The sequence below is a fragment of the Pseudomonas sp. genome (assembly GCF_030696055.1).
In the GTDB taxonomy this organism is placed as follows: domain Bacteria; phylum Pseudomonadota; class Gammaproteobacteria; order Pseudomonadales; family Pseudomonadaceae; genus Aquipseudomonas.
Genome location: NZ_JAUYNP010000307.1, coordinates 1 through 16,103 on the forward strand (window position 1 = coordinate 1; position 16,103 = coordinate 16,103).

A 16,103-nucleotide genomic window follows, 5' to 3' on the forward strand; every position below is an offset into this window, starting at 1 on the left:
GGCGCGCAGCATGTTCTCGCCGAAGAACTGGTGAAACACCTGACCCACCGGGCTCGTGAGGAAGGCCACGCCCCCCGAGTGCCCCGGGCAGTGCCAGGAGTAGGAACCGTCCTGGGCATAGTTGAGCAGGGCGCGAAAAAACGGCGGGGTCAGCGCCGCCACATAGGCGCGCGCCTCGCGGATGATGTAGCGGGCGACGAACTCCGGTGTGTCCTCGTGCATGTGGATAAAGCCATGCAGTTCCTTGAGGATCTCCTTGGGCAGATGTTGCGAGGTGCGGGTCTGGCCGTAGAGGAAGATCGGAATGTCGTTGTTGCGCTGGCGCAGCGTGGCCACGAAGGTGCGCAACCCGGCAATCACCCCATCGACCTTATCGTTACCGAGGTCGGCATCATCGAGGGTGACGACAAAGCCGCTGGCGCGGTTCTGCTGTTGGGCCAGCGCCGACAGATCGTCGTAGTGATCGAGCCATTGCACCTCGATGCCGGCGTGTTCGATGGCGGCGGCGAGGGCGCGCACGCTCTCGCCGGTGCTGGTGTCCGCACGCATGTGCTGGCCGATCAGCACCAGCGGGAAACGAAACTTCATGGTCATTGTTGTTATTCCTATTGCCTGTCCGGCTAGGCCGGGAAAAATCGTTAGGCGCCGAGCAGGCAACCCTGACGCAGCGGCTCGCGGCCGGCGACGAAGGTCAGCTCGGTATTGGCTTCGGTGAAGCGCTCGATTAGCCGGGCGTAGAACATCCCGGCAATGCCGCTGGTGAGGGTGCTGACCCGGCCGCTGAGGGGGTCGATGACATCGGCCAAGGCCGTCCCCGGCTCAACCCAGCTGCCGATGGGCGCCCGGTAGGCGACCACGCCGGCGTGCGGCGCATTCAGCACCTCTACCCCGGACAAGGGCGTCGGCTCACAGACCGGCGCGGGCACCGCGGGCACCTCACCGGTGACCAGCCCGAGGTGGCCGAGGTAGGCCAGCAGCGCCTCGGCATCGGCCCGCGCCAGTTCGTGGCTGACATCGTTGATGCCACGCAACTCGACTGTGGCCGCGAAGGTCGCCATGGGAATTGGATGTTGCGGGAAGGCCTGCTGCAGGGTTGCCCAAACGCTGGTGAAGGCCTCGTCGAAGGAGTTGCCGCCCTGTTCGGTTGCATGCAGGGTGGCATGCGCGCCGGTGTAGCCGGCCAGTACCCGGCCTTGCGCCTGCTGCTTGCTGTGCACATAGAGGTGCACCATGGCATCGCTGTCGCAGTGCACATCCAGCACATAATCGGCAGCGCAGGCCAGGGCCATCAGGGTCAGACGCAGCGATTCCAGTTCGGTGCGCGGCTCGATGGCCTGCAAGCGCTCGCCGATGCAGCGGCGGATCAGTGCCACGTTGGCGGCGGCATTGCTGCCCAGTTGGCTGGCGACCTGCTCGCGCACCAGTTCGGCGAGATCGAGGTAATGGCGGTTGAAGTTCTCCCGGCTGGACAGCTCGAAGCGCCCCAGCTGGCGGCCGAACACATAGTTGCCGAGGCCGATCGGGTTGGCGATCGGCACCAGTACCACCTCGCCGGTCAGGCGCCCTGCGGCCTCCAGCTCCAGCAAGCGGCTCTTGAGGTGATGCAGAACCAGCATGCCGGGGTGCTCATCGGCATGCAGGCCGGCCTGCAGATAAATTTTCTGGCCCTGGTCCTGCGGGCCGAAATGCAGGCTGATGACTTCACGCGGCGCACCGAGGGATTGCGCCACAAGCGCATGTTGTTGCTGATACATAGGATTTTCCAAACGGGAGAACAGCCTGGTGCGGCGACACCGGCACCAGGTGCGCAGGCATCAGTCGTACTGGTTGTACGGGAAGTACTTGTCGTTGATCTGCTTGTAGGTGCCGTTGGCCAGGATGGTCTTGAGCGCCTGATTGAACTGTCCCAGCAGGACCTGGTCTTGCTTGCGCACGGCGATGCCGGAGCCGGTGCCGAAGTACTTGGGGTCCTGGAACTTCTCGCCGAAGCCGTGGTAGTCGGCCAGGCTGGCGTCCTTCGTGGCCTCGTAGACGATGCCGACTTCCAGCACCACGGCATCCACCCGCCCGGCGGTGAGGTCCATCATGGCGGTCTGTGTGTCCGGATAACGGTGCAGGCTGATGCCGGCTTTTTCGTAATGGTCCTTGGCGAAGTTCTCCTGGATCGAGCCCTTTTGCACCGCAATCACCTTGCCCTGCATGGCAGCCGGACTGCTATCGGTCAGGCCCTTGCTGCCGAACAGCATGGAGTAGCCGCCTTCGTACTTGTCGGAGAAGGCCACCTTCTGCTGACGCTCCGGGGTGATCGCCATGGAAGCGACTATGGCGTCGTATTTCTTCGCCAACAGGCCGGGGATGATGCCGTCCCAGTCCTGCTTGACCAGCTTGCACTGCACCTTCATCTCGGTGCACAGGGCATTGGCGATGTCGACATCGAAGCCGCCCAGGCTGCCATCCGGGTTGACGAAGTTGTACGGTGGGTAGGCCCCTTCGGTGGCAATCCGCACGACCCCCGATTGCGCCTGCGCGCTGACACAGCTGCCGAAAATCATCACGCCGAGCAGTAATTTTTTTATTGTTTGCATGAACCAAGCTCCTCTAAAGAATGCGCTGACCGCCCAGCCAACTTACGCCCTCTGCGCTTTCTTTCCATACACAGCAGTGCCTAAAATGGCCGCCCCTGTAGTGGTTGAAAAGGCTGTACACCCCCCATGGAAGTCGCTCGAAAGGCGTCGCGAATCGGCCAATTGGTGCAGCATTTCTCCGGCCTGATCGAGCACGGCCAACTGTCGCCAGGCGCGCGGCTGCCGTCGATCCGCGCCGCCGCCAAGGAGTTCGATGTCAGCACCTTTACCGTGGTGCAGGCCTATGATCGTCTGGTGGCGCTGGGCTATATCGATGCACGCAAGGGCGACGGCTTCTTCGTGCCGCAGACTTCACCGAGCAAGCAACAGCAACGCAGTTCGGCGCCACTGGGGGATGTCTACTGGTTGCTGGATGACGCCTTTCATCCGGATGCCGATGCCTTGCAACCGGGCAGTGGTGGCCTGCCGGATGCCTGGCTGGATGAACCCGGTCTGCACCTGGCGCTGCGTGCCCTCGGCCGAGCCAATGGCCTGGTTGCCGAGTATGGCGAATCACGTGGCAACCTCGGTCTACGCAACTGGGTCCAGCGTTATCTGGGGGATCGCGGCGTGCCCGCGCAGGCCGAGCATATAGTGCTGACCAATGGCGCCAGCCAGGCGCTGAATTTGGTGATCCGCGCCCTGTTGCAACCCGGCGACTGCGTGCTGGTGGATGACCCCGGCTATATCAATCTGCTGGCCAACCTGCGCGACCACAAGATCAAGGCCATAGGCGTGCCCTGGACGCCACAGGGTCCGGATGTGGAAAAGCTTGGCGAGTTGCTGCAACTGCATCAGCCCAAGGCGTTCTTCACCAACCCTTGGTTGCAGAATCCCACCGGCGCCAGTTACAGCCCGGCAACGGCCCACCGCGTACTGCAACTAGCCGACACCCATGATTGCTGGATCGTTGAGGATGACGTGTCCGGCCAACTGGCGCCGGATAACCTGCCACCGCTGGCGGCGCTGGACAACCTGCAGCGGGTGATTCACCTCGGCAGCTTTTCCAAGAGCCTGGCGGCCTCGCTACGGGTTGGCTTCGTCACCGCCGAACCGGCCGTGGCCGAAGCCCTGTTGCATTACAAGATGACCACCGGGCTGTACAGCTCACAACTGTGTGAACAGCTGGCGCTGCAGATGCTCAGCGATGGCACCCAGCGCAAGCGCTGCCAGAAATTACGCGATCGGCTACTAAACGCGCAGTTGTCCGCCCGCCAGCAACTGCAACAACTCGGCTGGCAATGCTGGGCGCCCGCCGCGCCGACCCCCTACCTGTGGATCAGCAGTGGCCAGGCCGATTTCGACCCCGTGGCCCTGACCCGCGCCGGCTTGAAACAGAACATCCTGTTGTCACCCGGCTGCATCTTCCGGCCCGGCCTGGAGGCCACGCCCTGGCTGCGCTTCAACGTGGCCTTCGGCGCAGACCCTGCGGTCTGGCGTTTTCTCGCCGAGGCCACTCAGGGCTGAACGGCGGCCGCTCAGTCCAGGCCGTTCAGCAGGCCCGGCAGCTGCTCCGCCAGTTTGGCGTTGTTTAGCGGCGCGCGGATAAAGCCGCGTTGGGTGCCGTCCGGGCCGATCAGCACCAGATTGCCGCTGTGGTCGACTGTGTAGTTTTCCTTGCTGGTATCGGCCGGGATATAGGGAATGCTTACCGCATTGGCCAGTTTCTGCAGGGTCGCCTGCTCGCCGGTCAGGCCGATAAAGCCGGCATCGAAGTAGTCCAGGTACTTCTTCAGCTGCTCAGGCGTATCGCGATTGGGGTCGACGCTGACCAGAATCATGCGCAGGTTGGCGCGGGTTTCTGCCGGCAGCTGGCCTTGCAGCTGGCGCAGCTGGGCGAGGGTGGTCGGGCAGATATCCGGGCAGAAGGTGTAGCCGAAGAACAGCAGGCTCCACTGCTCCTTAAGCTGGTCGACGGCAACTGCCTGGCCATCCTGGTTGGTCAGCTGCAACTCCGGTAGCGTGCGGCTTTGTGGCAACAGCACTATGCCTGCATCCAGCAGTGCGGTGGGATCACCCTGGCCCTTGCTGGTCAGCACCTTGTTGACGGTCAGGCCAAGCACCAAGGCGACTATGGCAACGAGAGCAAAAACGGTGATCTGGATTCGGGTCATGGCACCAACGATTACAGGTTTAACAACAGGTAGTGATCGACCAGCAGGGCGATAAACAGCAGAAACAGGTACCAGATACTGTACTTGAAGGTGTTGATCGCCGCGTGCGGTTGGCTGTCACGGTACAGCACCCAGGCCCACTGCAGAAAGCGCCCGCCCAACACCACCGCACACGCCAGGTAGAGCGGCCCGCTCATATGGATGGCATAGGGCAGCAGGGTCACGGCGAACATCACCAGGGTGTAGAGCAGGATATGCACCTTGGTGTAGTGCTCGCCATGGGTCACCGGCAACATGGGGATGTCGGCCTTGGCGTATTCGGCCTTGCGGTGGATGGCCAGGGCCCAGAAGTGCGGCGGCGTCCAGGCGAAGATGATCAGCACCAACAGCAGCGGCTCGGCGCTCACATGGCCGGTCACCGCGACCCAGCCGAGCAGCGGCGGCGCGGCCCCGGCCAGCCCGCCGATCACGATATTCTGCGGCGTGGCGCGCTTGAGAAAGCCGGTGTAGATCACCGCATAACCGAGCAGGGAGGCCAGGGTCAGCCAGGCGGCCAGTTCGTTGGTAAAGGTCAGCAGCAGGGCCATGCCCGCCACCGCCAGCAGCAGGGCGAAACTCAGGGCCGCCGCCGGTGACACCCGGCCGCTGGTAACCGGGCGCTTGAGGGTGCGCGCCATGATCGAGTCGATGCGCCGGTCCACCACATGGTTGACCGCCGCCGCCCCCCCGGCGCACAGGCCGATGCCCAGGTTGCCGAAGATCAGCACCTGCCAGGCGACGCCGGCGCGGGTGGCGAGGAACATGCCGACCAGGGAGGTGATCAGCATCAGCACCACCACCCTCGGCTTGGTCAGCTCCAGGTAGTCACGCCAGCTGGCGTGGGCTTGCTGTTCGCGCAGTAGAGTAGCCATAGGGTTTCTCCTTAGTATTTTTGTTATTTGCTCGGCAGCGCGGTCAAGCCAGGGTGCTCGCCAGTCGCCTGAGAGGCCGGCACGGCAACGCTGCGCACGCGGTAATTGATCAGCACCAGGCACAGCAGCAGCAGCGCGCCGCCGAGGTTATGCGCCACCGCCACCAGCAGCGGCAGATGAAGAATCACATTGCTGATGCCCAGGCTGATCTGTAGCGCCAGGGCCAGCAGCAGCAGAGCGGCCAGGCGCGGCAGGCCGTTGCGCTTGAGCCGCCAGGCCAGCAACAGCAGCACCAGGCTCAGCAGCCCGGCGCCGAGGCGATGGGTCATATGAATGGCGGTGCGCGCCTCGCTGTCGAGTTGCCCGCCGAGGTAGTTGGGGCCGATATGCTGGGTCAGGTGGAAGCCGTTGGCGAAGTCCATCGCCGGCCACCATTGGCCGTGACAGCGGGGCAGGTCGACACAGGCCACCGCCGCGTAGTTGCTGCTGACCCAGCCGCCCAGGGCAATTTGCCCGATCACCAGCAGTAGGCCGAGGGCGGCCAGGCTGCGCAGGGGGGCGGCCAGTCGTGGCAGAGGCGCGGCCTGGCCAGACAGGCGCAGGCTCAGGAGGAACAGCAGGCTGAGGGTGGCGAAGCCGCCGAGCAGGTGGGCTGTGACCACCTGGGGCCACAGCTTGAGGGTGACTGTCCACATGCCGAAGGCCGCTTGCAGGGCGACCAAGGCGAGCAGCAGCAAGGGCAATTTCAGCGGCTGGCCGTCACGCCCGCGGCGCACCAGGGCGTGGCCGGCGAGCCCGAGTATGACCAGGCCGAGGCTGCCGGCAAAATAGCGATGGACCATCTCGTACCAGCCCTTGGCGACTTCCACCGGCGCCTCGGGGAAGCGCGCTTCGGCCAGGGTCTGGGTGTGTTCGCTCATCGGCACGCCGATAAAGCCGTAGCAGCCAGGCCAGTCCGGGCAGCCCAGGCCGGCGTGGCTAAGCCGGGTGTAGGCGCCGAGCATGACCACCACAACAGCCAGCAGAGTGGCAAATAAGGCGAAGCGGTAACCGGGTTTGCGCATCGTCAATCCTTAGCGGCCTGTCAGCCAATTTGCGAGATCTTCAGCAGATAGACTAGATCCTTGAGTATGGCTTTGCCCTTGCTGCTGGCGCCGTAACGCAGCACCAGATTGCCGTGCGGATCGACTATCCAGAGTTGCGCGCCTGCGGCCTGGCCGGCGGTTTTGCCATAGGCCTGCAGCTCAAGCTGATAACGCGCCAACTGCGGGTATTCGCGGCGCAACTGGGCGTCATAATCCGCCGTCAGTGGCTGAGCGCTGGCCAGGCCGTGGGCGGCGCGACCGACCTCGCGGTTCAGGCCGATATGGACTTGCCGGGCGAGAAATATCAGTTCCTTGCAGGCGGCATCGCAGACTGCGGGCACAGTTACCAGCAACTGCCAGCGGGTTTCCGCGGGTCCGCTCACGCCGAGGTCCACGCGGGTCTGGCCGTTGCCTATCAATTCGCCGTGGTAGCTGCGGGTTTCCGGTACCCAGAAGCGCCACTGGTACATGGCGCTGGCGAGGATCATCGGGCCTATGACCACGGCCAGAATCAGGATCAGCTGCAGGCGGCCGCGGCGGCGCTGGCTGGGGGATAGTTCAGGCAGGGTGATTGCTGGGTGCATGGCGATTCTCCCGCGCGTTATGCAGACCTAAATAGATAAACAGGCCGAGCAAGGCCGCCGCCAGGGCGAACCATTGCACGGCATAGCCGAGGTGTTTGTCCGGGCTCATGGCAACTACCGGCCAGTCGGCCTGAAATGAAGCCGGGCCGGGCTCCAGGCGTGCTGCATAGCTCAGGCCGCCGCGGCCCAGTTGCCGCCAGAGATCATCAGGTTTGACCACTGTAATCAGGCGTGGCCAGCCAGTTGCCGGCTGCTCCTGTTGCAATTGCAAGGGCTCGCCCAGGGGCACATGGACGGTGGCGCGCACCCTCAAGGGCGTGTCGGGAGTGGCGAAAGTCGGGGGGGTGCGGCGATCCGGCCAGGGCAGCCAGCCACGATTGAGCAGCAGCCACAAGCCGCTGTTTTGGTCATAGAAGGGTTGCAGCACCTCCACGCCGACCTTGCCGTCGCGGGTGCGGTTATCCAGCAGCAGGCTATGCCGTGTATCGAAATAGCCCTGCAGCTGCACCCGCACATAAGCCGGATTTGGCTGCCGCTCAAGCTCAGCGAGGCTGATGGGGGCGGCGAGCTGCCGGGCTTGGTGGGTGGCCAGTAATTCACGTTTTTCTTCGGCCCGCGCCAACTGCCAAAAGCCCAGGGCGATCAGCCCAGGCAATAGCAGCAGCACCAGCACGCTGGGCAACAGGCCAGGACGAAAGGCGCTCATGCCGACCTCTCTAAAGCCCTGATTAGGCGGGCTATACTGCAGCTGTAGCACATTTCCCTTCCCCCGGAGTCACGCATGCTCAAGGCCGCGATCGTCCTGTTACTACTGGCTACTCTGGTCAGCCTATTCAGTGGCCTGTTTTTTTTGGTCAAGGATGAAGGCCGAACCTCCCGGGTGGTGAACGCGCTGACTGTGCGCGTCACCCTCACCGCCTTGACCGTAGCCCTTATTGCCTGGGGCTTCTACAGTGGCCAACTGGTCTCGCATGTCAGCTGGTAGCTGCAAGCCCTAATCTTCAAGCTATAAGCGCTTTGACTTGCCGCTTAAAGCTTGCGGCTTTCAGCTCCCTTCAAAGCACATAAACGAAGGTGAACAAGCCGATCCATACCACATCGACGAAGTGCCAGTACCAGGCCGCGGCTTCGAACGCGAAATGCTTATCCGGGCTGAAGTGGCCGCGCAGAATGCGGATCAGCATGATGCTCAGCATCAAGGCGCCCAAGGTCACGTGGGCGCCATGGAAGCCGGTGAGCATAAAGAAGGTCGCGCCATAGATGCCCGAGCCCAGGGTCAGGCCCAGTTCGGTATAGGCATGGATATATTCCTCGGCCTGAAAGGTCAGGAAGCCGATGCCCAGCAGTAGGGTCAGCGCCAGCCAGAGCTTCAGCTGCTTGCGATGATTCTTGCGCAGCGCATGGTGGGCAAAGGTCAGGGTGAAGCTGGAACTGACCAGCAGTATGGTGTTGAGCAGCGGCAAGCCCCAGGCGCTGATGATGCCGCTGGGCGCGGGATAGAGCTTGGGATCGGGCGTATTGAGCAGCGGCCAGGTGTATTCGAAGCCGGGCCAGAGCATGTTGGCGATGCCCTTGTCGCCCTCGCCACCGAGCCAGGGGCCGGCCCAGGTACGCACGTAGAACAGCACGCCGAAGAACGCCGCGAAGAACATCACCTCGGAGAAGATAAACCAGCTCATGCCCCAGCGGAATGAGCGATCCATCTGCTGGCTGTACATGCCGGAGCGGCTTTCCTTGATCACATTGCCGAACCAGCCGAACAGCATATAGGCGAGGAACAGGCCGCCGACAAAGAAGATCAGCGGGCCATTGGAGTCGGCCCGCTCCGCCTTCATATCGTTGAACCAGGTGCCCACGCCATAGACCGTAAACAACATGCCAAGGGTGGCGATAATCGGCCACTTGCTCTGGGCAGGAACGTAATACTGCTCGTGACTCGACATTTCTTGTTCTCCTTATGGAGTCGCCTGGGCGACAGGCGGTTTACTCGCAGTGATATCGAACAGGGTGTAGGCCAATGTCAGGTGGCGCACATCTGCCGGTAGATCTCGATCGACGATAAAGCGCACCGGCATCTCGATGCGTTCGCCGGGTTGCAGCACCTGCTGGGTAAAACAGAAGCACTCGGTCTTGTGGAAAAACGCGGCCGCCTTGGACGGCGCCACACTGGGAATCGCCTGGGCGATCATCGGCTTATCCGTGGGGTTGTGGGCAATAAACAGCATCTGCGTGCTGTCACCCGGATGCACCGAGACCTCATCGGCCATAGGGCGGAATTCCCAGACCATATCGGCGGCGTTGGTGGCGAGAAACTGCACGCGCACCCGGCGCGACTCATCCACATCTTGCTGCTCGGCCTGGTAGGCACCGGCGGTTTTGCCGTTGATGCCGAAGGCCTGGCACATCACGTCGTAGATCGGCACCAGAGCGAAACCGAAGCCGAACATGCCCACCACCACCAAGGACAGGCGGATCACCAGGCGGCGGATCGGCAGGGTTTCGCTCATGGACGCGCGTCCTTATTTCACGTCAGGCGGAGTCTGGAAGGTGTGGTAAGGCGCCGGCGACGGCACCGTCCACTCCAGGCCCTCGGCACCATCCCAGGGCTTGGCCGCAGCCGGCTTGCCGCCGCGGATGCACTTGATGACGATAAACAGGAAGAGCAACTGGGTGGCCCCGAACATAAAGGCGCCGATCGAGGAGACCATATTGAAGTTGGCGAACATCATGTTGTAGTCGGGGATGCGCCGCGGCATGCCGGCCAGGCCGACGAAGTGCATGGGGAAGAACGCCATGTTCATGCCGACGAAGCTCATCCAGAAATGCAGCTTGCCGAGGGTCTCGTCGTACATATGCCCGGTCCACTTCGGCAGCCAGTAGTAGGCCGAGGCGAAGATGCCGAAGATCGCACCCGGCACCAGCACGTAGTGGAAGTGCGCCACCACGAAGTAGGTGTCGTGGTACTGGAAGTCCGCCGGGGCGATGGCCAGCATCAAACCGGAGAAACCGCCGATGGTGAACAGGATGACGAAGGCCACGGCGAACAACATCGGCGTCTCGAAGGTCATCGAGCCGCGCCACATGGTGCTGGCCCAGTTGAACACCTTCACCCCGGTGGGTACGGCGATCAGCAGGGTGGCGTACATAAAGAACAGCTCGCCGGTCAGCGGAATGCCGACGGTGAACATATGGTGCGCCCACACGATAAACGACAGGAAGGCGATCGAGGCAGTGGCGTAGACCATCGAGGTGTAGCCGAACAGTGGCTTGCGCGCGAAGGCCGGGATGATCGAGCTGACCGCGCCGAACGCCGGCAGGATCATGATGTACACCTCGGGGTGGCCGAAGAACCAGAACACATGCTGGAACAGCACCGGGTCACCGCCACCGGCGGCACTGAAGAAGCTGGTGTGGAAGTGCACGTCCATCAGCATCATGGTCACGCAACCGGCCAGCACCGGCATCACCGCGATCAGCAGGAAGGCGGTGATCAGCCAGGTCCAGACGAACAGCGGCATCTTCATCAGAGTCATGCCGGGGGCGCGCAGGTTGAGGATGGTGGCGACCACGTTGATCGCGCCCATGATCGAGCTGATGCCCATCAGGTGGATGGCGAAGATAAAGAAGGTCACGCTTTCCGGCGCGTAGGTGGTGGACAGCGGCGCGTAGAAGGTCCAGCCGAAGTTGGGCCCGCCGCCTTCCATAAACAGCGTGCTGACCAACATGCTAAAGGCCGCCGGCAGCAGCCAGAAGCTGAAGTTGTTCATCCGCGGCAGGGCCATGTCCGGCGCGCCGACCATCAGCGGAACCATCCAGTTGGCCAGGCCGACGAAGGCCGGCATCACCGCGCCGAAGACCATGATCAGGCCGTGCATGGTGGTCATCTGGTTGAAGAATTCCGGCTGCACTATCTGCAGGCCGGGCTGGACCAACTCGGCGCGAATCACCATGGCCATGCTGCCGCCCAGCAGAAACATGGCGAAGCTGAACCACAGGTACAGGGTGCCGATGTCTTTATGGTTGGTGGTCAACACCCAGCGCATCAGGCCTTTGGCCGGGCCGTGGTGATGGTCATGCCCGGCATGACCGTGGTCGATCACTGCACTCATGTCCTTACTCCTGAGCCTGTTTGAACGCGAGGATGTCTTTCGGGGTGACCATGTCACCGACCTTGTTGCCCCAGGCGTTGCGTTCGTAGGTGATGATCGCGGCGATGTCGACTTCCGACAGCTGTTTGCCGAAGGCGGCCATGGAGGTACCCGGCCTGCCGTTGACCACGGTGCCGATATGATCGGCAACCGGACCGGTGGCGATGGGCGAGCCTTTCAGAGCTGGGAACATCGGTGGCAGGCCTTCGCCGGTGGGCTGGTGGCAGGCGGCGCAGGTGGTGGTGTAAGCCTTCTCGCCGCGGGCCATCAGCTCTTCCATGGTCCATTCCTTGCTGCTCAGCTCCTTCTCGGCCGCGGCGCTCTGTTTGCGCTTATCCAGCCAGGCGAGATAGTCGGCTTTCGATTTGACCTCGACCACTATCGGCATAAAGCCGTGATCCTTGCCGCACAGCTCGGTGCACTGGCCGCGGTAGATGCCGGGCTCATCGACCCGGGTCCAGGACTCGTTGACGAAGCCGGGGATAGCATCCTTCTTCACCGCCAAGGCCGGTACCCACCAGGAATGGATCACATCGGCCGAGGTGATCAGGAAGCGCACCTTGGTACCGACCGGCACCACCAGGGGCTCATCGACTTCGAGCAGGTAGTGCTCGCCTTTCTCGGCTTGGTTGTTGATCTGGTCTTGCGGGGTCGTCAGGTTGCTGAAGAACTCGACGTCCTGACCCAGGTATTTGTAGTGCCATTTCCACTGATAGCCGGTGACCTGGATATCCAGCTCCGATTCGCTGGGGTCGTAGATCTCGATCAGGGTCTTGGTCGCTGGAATGGCCATTAGCACAAGGATCACCAGAGGCACGACGGTCCAGAGGATTTCGACCGAGGTGCTTTCGTGGAAGTGCGCGGGTTCTTGGCCGGTGGAGCGGCGGTGGACGAGCATCGACCAGAACATGGCACCAAACACGATCACGCCGATCACGACGCAGATCCAGAAGATGGTCATGTGCAAGTCAAATACTGAGCGGCTGACCTCGGTGGCACCGGGCGTCATATTGACGCCCCAGCTGGCGTGAGCCGAGCTGAATACCAACCACAGCAGGAGGCCCATCCAAACTCGTGGATGTCGCATCATTGCGGGTTCCCCTTATGATTCTTGTTATCCCGCCGGACGCGCCTGCGGCCAAGGGTTCGACTGCCTCTACAGGTCACTGAAAAATCTGCGTTTTTCTGCGCCTGCAACAGCTGGCAACTGCCGAAACCTGTCCATGCCGAGGTTTATCCGGTGTTATCAGGTACTGCCTTTCGAGTTCGAGTATAGACAGGGACTTGCAGCTGGCAACGCGAAAGCCAAAATGAAGTGCTTTATCCTCGGCCTTGGCTGGAGGCCGCGAGTGCTGTGGGATGGCGCAAGCTGATGGCTGCGCGATATAGCTGACTCGCATAACTATTAAATAATTATGACAATCTGGTCTTAGCAGCGGCGTTCAGCCAGCTAAGGTTCACGCCCATGTCCTCACTTCAGGAGCCGTCATGAACACCCCCGCCTTGCACCAACTGATCCAGCGCGCCCAGCAGCATGAAGCCAGCAGCGCTCAGCTGGCCCGGCAGATGGACGCTCAGCTGAGCCGTCTGCACCCCGCCATTCGCCTGCCCAGCACCGATGGCCTGGGCGTGCTCAGCCGTTTCGTGGTGGCCTATATCGAGCAGGTACCGGAGGTGCTGGAGGCGGCCCATCAGGTGGCCCGGGAAGCGGGGATCGAGGCGCAGATCAAGCCGGTATTGAAGGTCGCCGAGCAGTTTTTCCTGCAGCCGCCGGCGCTGATGGCGGGGCATGAAGGGCTCGAGGGGCTGCTCGATGAAGCCTACCTGGCCCACCGCCTGGTCGAGGAGGTCAACGATCGTTATATCAAGCACCTCGGCCAGCCGCTGATTCCGCTGGATACCACTGTGGCCAACCTGATTGCCCACCAGCTGATCGGCGAGCCCTTCGCCAACCAGCTGGACGAAGCCGTACACCATGCGGTGGATGGCATGCTGGATGACGCCAGCTTCGCCCAGGACTCGGTGCAGGCCTACCGCGAGCGCTTGAGCGATCCGCACACCGAAGCGGCCTGGCAGCGCTGGCCCTGTCTGTCCCGTCAGCTGGGCGTGGAACTGCAGCTGGATGAATCGCGCGCGGCCAGCTGAGTCCGTGCGTCCAGGCCGAACCTGCCCGCCTTGCTGGGCAAATAGCGCGGCCGCGGGCCGTCGCCGATCTGGCGGAACACGCCCTGCTCGGCGTCATAGGCCTTGATCTCGCTGGTCTCGCTGTCATACACCCAGCCGTGGATCAACAGCTGGCCGCAGGCCAGGCGCTTATCTGTTGCAGTGCCTCTTCTGCGCTCTTCGCCACGCTGCTGATCTGCTGCCGTTGCTTATCCCTCTGCTTTATCTCAACAGCTGTGGGAGTCGAATGCTGCCGGCTTAGTAGCCGGCGCGGCTGAGCCATGGCGCGAGTAGAATAGACTGGCTGCTGGTACGGCCAGCAGGCTGGCCAGGCGTGAGACTAAAAGGAGTGGTGGGATGAAAACAGTATTGGTGACCGGCGCTTCTGCCGGGTTTGGCGAGGCCATTTGCCGGCGGCTGATCGCCGATGGCTATCAGGTGATAGGGGCTGCCCGGCGCGCAGATAAGCTCACCGCGCTGCAGGCCGAGTTGGGCGCACGCTTCTTTGCCGTGGTGATGGATGTCACCGATCAGGCCTCGATCGATCAGGCCTTCCAGACGATTTTCGGCCGTTTTCCCACGCTCGACATCCTGGTGAACAATGCCGGCCTGGCCCTGGTCACGCATCAGGTGCTGCCGCGCATGGTGGCGGCGAACAGCGGCCTGATCATCAATATAGGCTCTGTCGCGGGCACTGTTCCCTACCCCGGCGGAAACGTCTATGGCGCGACCAAGGCCTTCGTCAAACAGTTCAGCCTGAACCTGCGCGCGGACCTGGCCGGCAGCAAGGTGCGGGTGAGCAATATCGAGCCGGGGCTGTGCTCGGGCACCGACTTCTCCCTGGTGCGCCTGGACGGCAATGCCGAGGCGGTCGCCGCGCTGTACCAGGATGTCGAAGCGATCCGCCCGGAAGATATCGCCAACACCGTGGCCTGGATCAGCCAGCTACCCGAGCATATGAATATCAACTCGATAGAGATCATGCCGGTGGCGCAAAGCTATGCGGCGCTAAACGTGACGCGCAATCTCTAGCAGGTCGTTGAAAAACTACCTGCGTTGCCGATACGGCGTTAAAAACAGGCTCGGAATGCTCATTTACAGCTCGTAAACTCCGCTACCTCGCCTGTTTTTGCCTTGTCTCGACTGCCTCGTTTACATTTTTCAACGGCCTGCTAGCCCAGCGTCTTGGGTTATTTAGAGCAGAGCCAGCTGGCCGCCGGGCGGGCAGAAGCGTGAGCTATCCAGGTTGAAGCCCTCGCGCTGGTTCAGGCCGAGACGCTTGCTGGCCAGGGCAAAGCGCTGGGCCAGCAGCTCGGCGAACGCGCCCTCGCCGCGAAAACGCATACCGAAGCGGCTGTCATACAGCGCGCCGCCGCGGCTCTGGCGGATCAGGCTGAGCACATGCTCGGCGCGCTGCGGGTAATGCGCCTGCAGCCATTCCTCGAACAGCGGCGCCACCTCCCGCGGCAGGCGCAGCAACATATAGCCGGCGCTCTGCGCCCCGGCGTCCTTGGCGGCGCGGAGCAGGCTCTCCAGCTCCATGTCATTGATCATCGGAATCATCGGCGAGCAGAGCACCCCGACCGGGATCTGGTTGTCGCGCAGCACGCGGATCGCCCGCAGGCGCGCCGCCGGAGCCGCGGCCCGCGGCTCGAGGATGCGTTTGAGTTCGTCGTCCAGGCTGGTCAGGCTGATCATCACCGCCACCAGGCGCTGCTTGGCCAGCTCGCTGAGCAGGTCGAGGTCGCGCAGGATCAGCGAACCCTTGGTCACTATGGTCACCGGGTGGCGGTAATCGAGCAGCACCTTGAGGCTGTTGCGGGTCAGCAGGTGCTGGCGCTCGATGGGCTGATAGGGGTCGGTATTGGAGCCCAGGTTGATCGGCGCGCAGACGTACCCGGGTTTGGACAGTTGCTGCTCGAGCAGGGCCACGGCGTTGGTCTTGGCGATCAGCCTGGTCTCGAAATCCAGGCCCGGCGAGAGATCCCAATAGGCGTGGCTGGGCCGTGCATAGCAGTAGATGCAGCCGTGCTCGCAGCCGCGGTAGGGATTGAGCGAGCGGTCGAACGGCAGGTCCGGCGACTGGTTGCGGGTGATGATGCTCTTCGCGGTTTCCGCCCGCACCTCGGTGGCGCGCGATGCGGGCACCTCGCTGAACCAGCCATCGTCCGCGGCCACCGAGCGAGTCGCGGCAAAGCGGTTGTGCGGGTTGCTGGCGGTGCCACGACCGCGCGGCGGCAGAGGTACGGAGGGCATGGCTATCGCTCGCTCATATACTGGTTATGCATACAGTATAGAGATGTTTTCCGCTACCTCACCCAACTTTCCGATCAATGCACCAACCCGCCTTGGCCTTAGAGCGAACGCCCGCTGCGCAAGCTGGACGGGTGCGGCGCCAGCGGCGCAGTTTTATAGGCCCGGGCTGACCGCCGTCACTCGCAAAAGGCTATTACTCTGCTATCACTTGATAGGAG

Annotated in this window: 17 protein-coding genes and 1 pseudogene; 4 read left to right on the forward strand and 14 right to left on the reverse strand. The window is 62.7% G+C overall.

What is annotated here, in order from left to right; translation table 11 throughout:
- The 3 genes from Q8Q83_RS18525 to Q8Q83_RS18535 all read right to left on the reverse strand — a co-directional run.
- A partial coding sequence (locus Q8Q83_RS18525; protein ID WP_305625602.1) for an Orn/Lys/Arg decarboxylase N-terminal domain-containing protein occupies positions 1-594 on the reverse strand: 594 nt, incomplete at its 3' end.
- 44 nt (positions 595-638) lie between these two features.
- Entirely contained in the window at positions 639-1,754 is a 1,116-nt protein-coding gene (locus Q8Q83_RS18530) for a succinylglutamate desuccinylase/aspartoacylase family protein (RefSeq protein ID WP_305625603.1), read from the reverse strand.
- Positions 1,755-1,814: 60 nt separating this feature from the next.
- The gene (locus tag Q8Q83_RS18535) at positions 1,815-2,585 is read right to left on the reverse strand and encodes a transporter substrate-binding domain-containing protein (RefSeq protein WP_305625604.1); all 771 of its coding nucleotides are present in this window, start codon (positions 2,583-2,585) and stop codon (positions 1,815-1,817) included.
- Between the two features lie 126 nt (positions 2,586-2,711).
- On the opposite strand from Q8Q83_RS18535, the gene Q8Q83_RS18540 reads away from it, so the two are divergent.
- Positions 2,712-4,091, forward strand: coding sequence for a PLP-dependent aminotransferase family protein (locus Q8Q83_RS18540; protein ID WP_305625605.1), 1,380 nt, complete (start codon positions 2,712-2,714; stop codon positions 4,089-4,091).
- 11 nt (positions 4,092-4,102) lie between these two features.
- On the opposite strand, the gene Q8Q83_RS18545 is transcribed toward Q8Q83_RS18540, so the two are convergent.
- Genes Q8Q83_RS18545 through Q8Q83_RS18565 form a run of 5 tightly spaced genes read right to left on the reverse strand, consistent with a single transcriptional unit; the run spans position 4,103 to position 8,024 of the window.
- Entirely contained in the window at positions 4,103-4,738 is a 636-nt protein-coding gene (locus tag Q8Q83_RS18545; RefSeq protein WP_305625606.1) for an SCO family protein, read from the reverse strand.
- 11 nt (positions 4,739-4,749) lie between these two features.
- Positions 4,750-5,649, reverse strand: a complete 900-nt coding sequence (gene cyoE, locus Q8Q83_RS18550; RefSeq protein ID WP_305625607.1) for a heme o synthase — start codon at positions 5,647-5,649, stop codon at positions 4,750-4,752.
- Positions 5,650-5,672: 23 nt separating this feature from the next.
- Positions 5,673-6,713 (reverse strand): heme A synthase, encoded by a 1,041-nt coding sequence (locus Q8Q83_RS18555; protein ID WP_305625608.1) that lies wholly within the window; start codon positions 6,711-6,713, stop codon positions 5,673-5,675.
- A gap of 20 nt (positions 6,714-6,733) precedes the next feature.
- Positions 6,734-7,318, reverse strand: coding sequence for a hypothetical protein (locus tag Q8Q83_RS18560; RefSeq protein WP_305625609.1), 585 nt, complete (start codon positions 7,316-7,318; stop codon positions 6,734-6,736).
- Positions 7,293-8,024: an SURF1 family protein gene (locus Q8Q83_RS18565; RefSeq protein WP_305625610.1), complete on the reverse strand. Its 732-nt coding sequence runs from the start codon at positions 8,022-8,024 to the stop codon at positions 7,293-7,295. Before Q8Q83_RS18565 ends, Q8Q83_RS18560 begins: the two co-directional genes overlap by 26 nt.
- A 75-nt stretch (positions 8,025-8,099) precedes the next feature.
- Between Q8Q83_RS18565 and Q8Q83_RS18570 the strand changes: the two genes are divergently transcribed.
- The gene (locus Q8Q83_RS18570; RefSeq protein ID WP_305625611.1) at positions 8,100-8,303 is read left to right on the forward strand and encodes a twin transmembrane helix small protein; all 204 of its coding nucleotides are present in this window, start codon (positions 8,100-8,102) and stop codon (positions 8,301-8,303) included.
- A 70-nt stretch (positions 8,304-8,373) separates the two neighbouring features.
- On the opposite strand, the gene Q8Q83_RS18575 is transcribed toward Q8Q83_RS18570, so the two are convergent.
- Genes Q8Q83_RS18575 through coxB form a run of 4 tightly spaced genes read right to left on the reverse strand, consistent with a single transcriptional unit; the run spans position 8,374 to position 12,556 of the window.
- A complete protein-coding gene (locus Q8Q83_RS18575; protein ID WP_305625612.1) occupies positions 8,374-9,261 on the reverse strand; it encodes a cytochrome c oxidase subunit 3 in 888 nt (295 codons plus the stop codon).
- Positions 9,262-9,273: 12 nt separating this feature from the next.
- The gene (locus Q8Q83_RS18580; RefSeq protein ID WP_305625613.1) at positions 9,274-9,825 is read right to left on the reverse strand and encodes a cytochrome c oxidase assembly protein; all 552 of its coding nucleotides are present in this window, start codon (positions 9,823-9,825) and stop codon (positions 9,274-9,276) included.
- Positions 9,826-9,837: 12 nt separating this feature from the next.
- Positions 9,838-11,427 carry a cytochrome c oxidase subunit I gene (gene ctaD, locus Q8Q83_RS18585; protein ID WP_305625614.1) on the reverse strand — a complete coding sequence of 530 codons (1,590 nt, stop codon included), beginning with the start codon at positions 11,425-11,427 and terminating at the stop codon, positions 9,838-9,840.
- 4 nt (positions 11,428-11,431) lie between these two features.
- Entirely contained in the window at positions 11,432-12,556 is a 1,125-nt protein-coding gene (coxB, locus tag Q8Q83_RS18590) for a cytochrome c oxidase subunit II (protein ID WP_305625615.1), read from the reverse strand.
- Between the two features lie 398 nt (positions 12,557-12,954).
- On the opposite strand from coxB, the gene Q8Q83_RS18595 reads away from it, so the two are divergent.
- Positions 12,955-13,611 carry a hypothetical protein gene (locus Q8Q83_RS18595; protein ID WP_305625616.1) on the forward strand — a complete coding sequence of 219 codons (657 nt, stop codon included), beginning with the start codon at positions 12,955-12,957 and terminating at the stop codon, positions 13,609-13,611.
- Between the two features lie 35 nt (positions 13,612-13,646).
- Here the strand turns inward: Q8Q83_RS18595 and Q8Q83_RS20305 are convergent.
- Positions 13,647-13,778 (reverse strand): annotated as a pseudogene (locus Q8Q83_RS20305) (carbonic anhydrase); the annotation flags it as partial.
- Positions 13,779-13,986: 208 nt separating this feature from the next.
- Here Q8Q83_RS20305 and Q8Q83_RS18605 point away from each other — a divergent pair.
- A complete protein-coding gene (locus tag Q8Q83_RS18605) occupies positions 13,987-14,661 on the forward strand; it encodes an SDR family NAD(P)-dependent oxidoreductase (RefSeq protein ID WP_305625617.1) in 675 nt (224 codons plus the stop codon).
- Positions 14,662-14,823: 162 nt separating this feature from the next.
- Here Q8Q83_RS18605 and Q8Q83_RS18610 read toward each other — a convergent pair whose 3' ends face one another.
- Positions 14,824-15,885: a PA0069 family radical SAM protein gene (locus Q8Q83_RS18610; RefSeq protein WP_305625618.1), complete on the reverse strand. Its 1,062-nt coding sequence runs from the start codon at positions 15,883-15,885 to the stop codon at positions 14,824-14,826.
- Between the last annotated feature and the right edge of the window lie 218 nt (positions 15,886-16,103).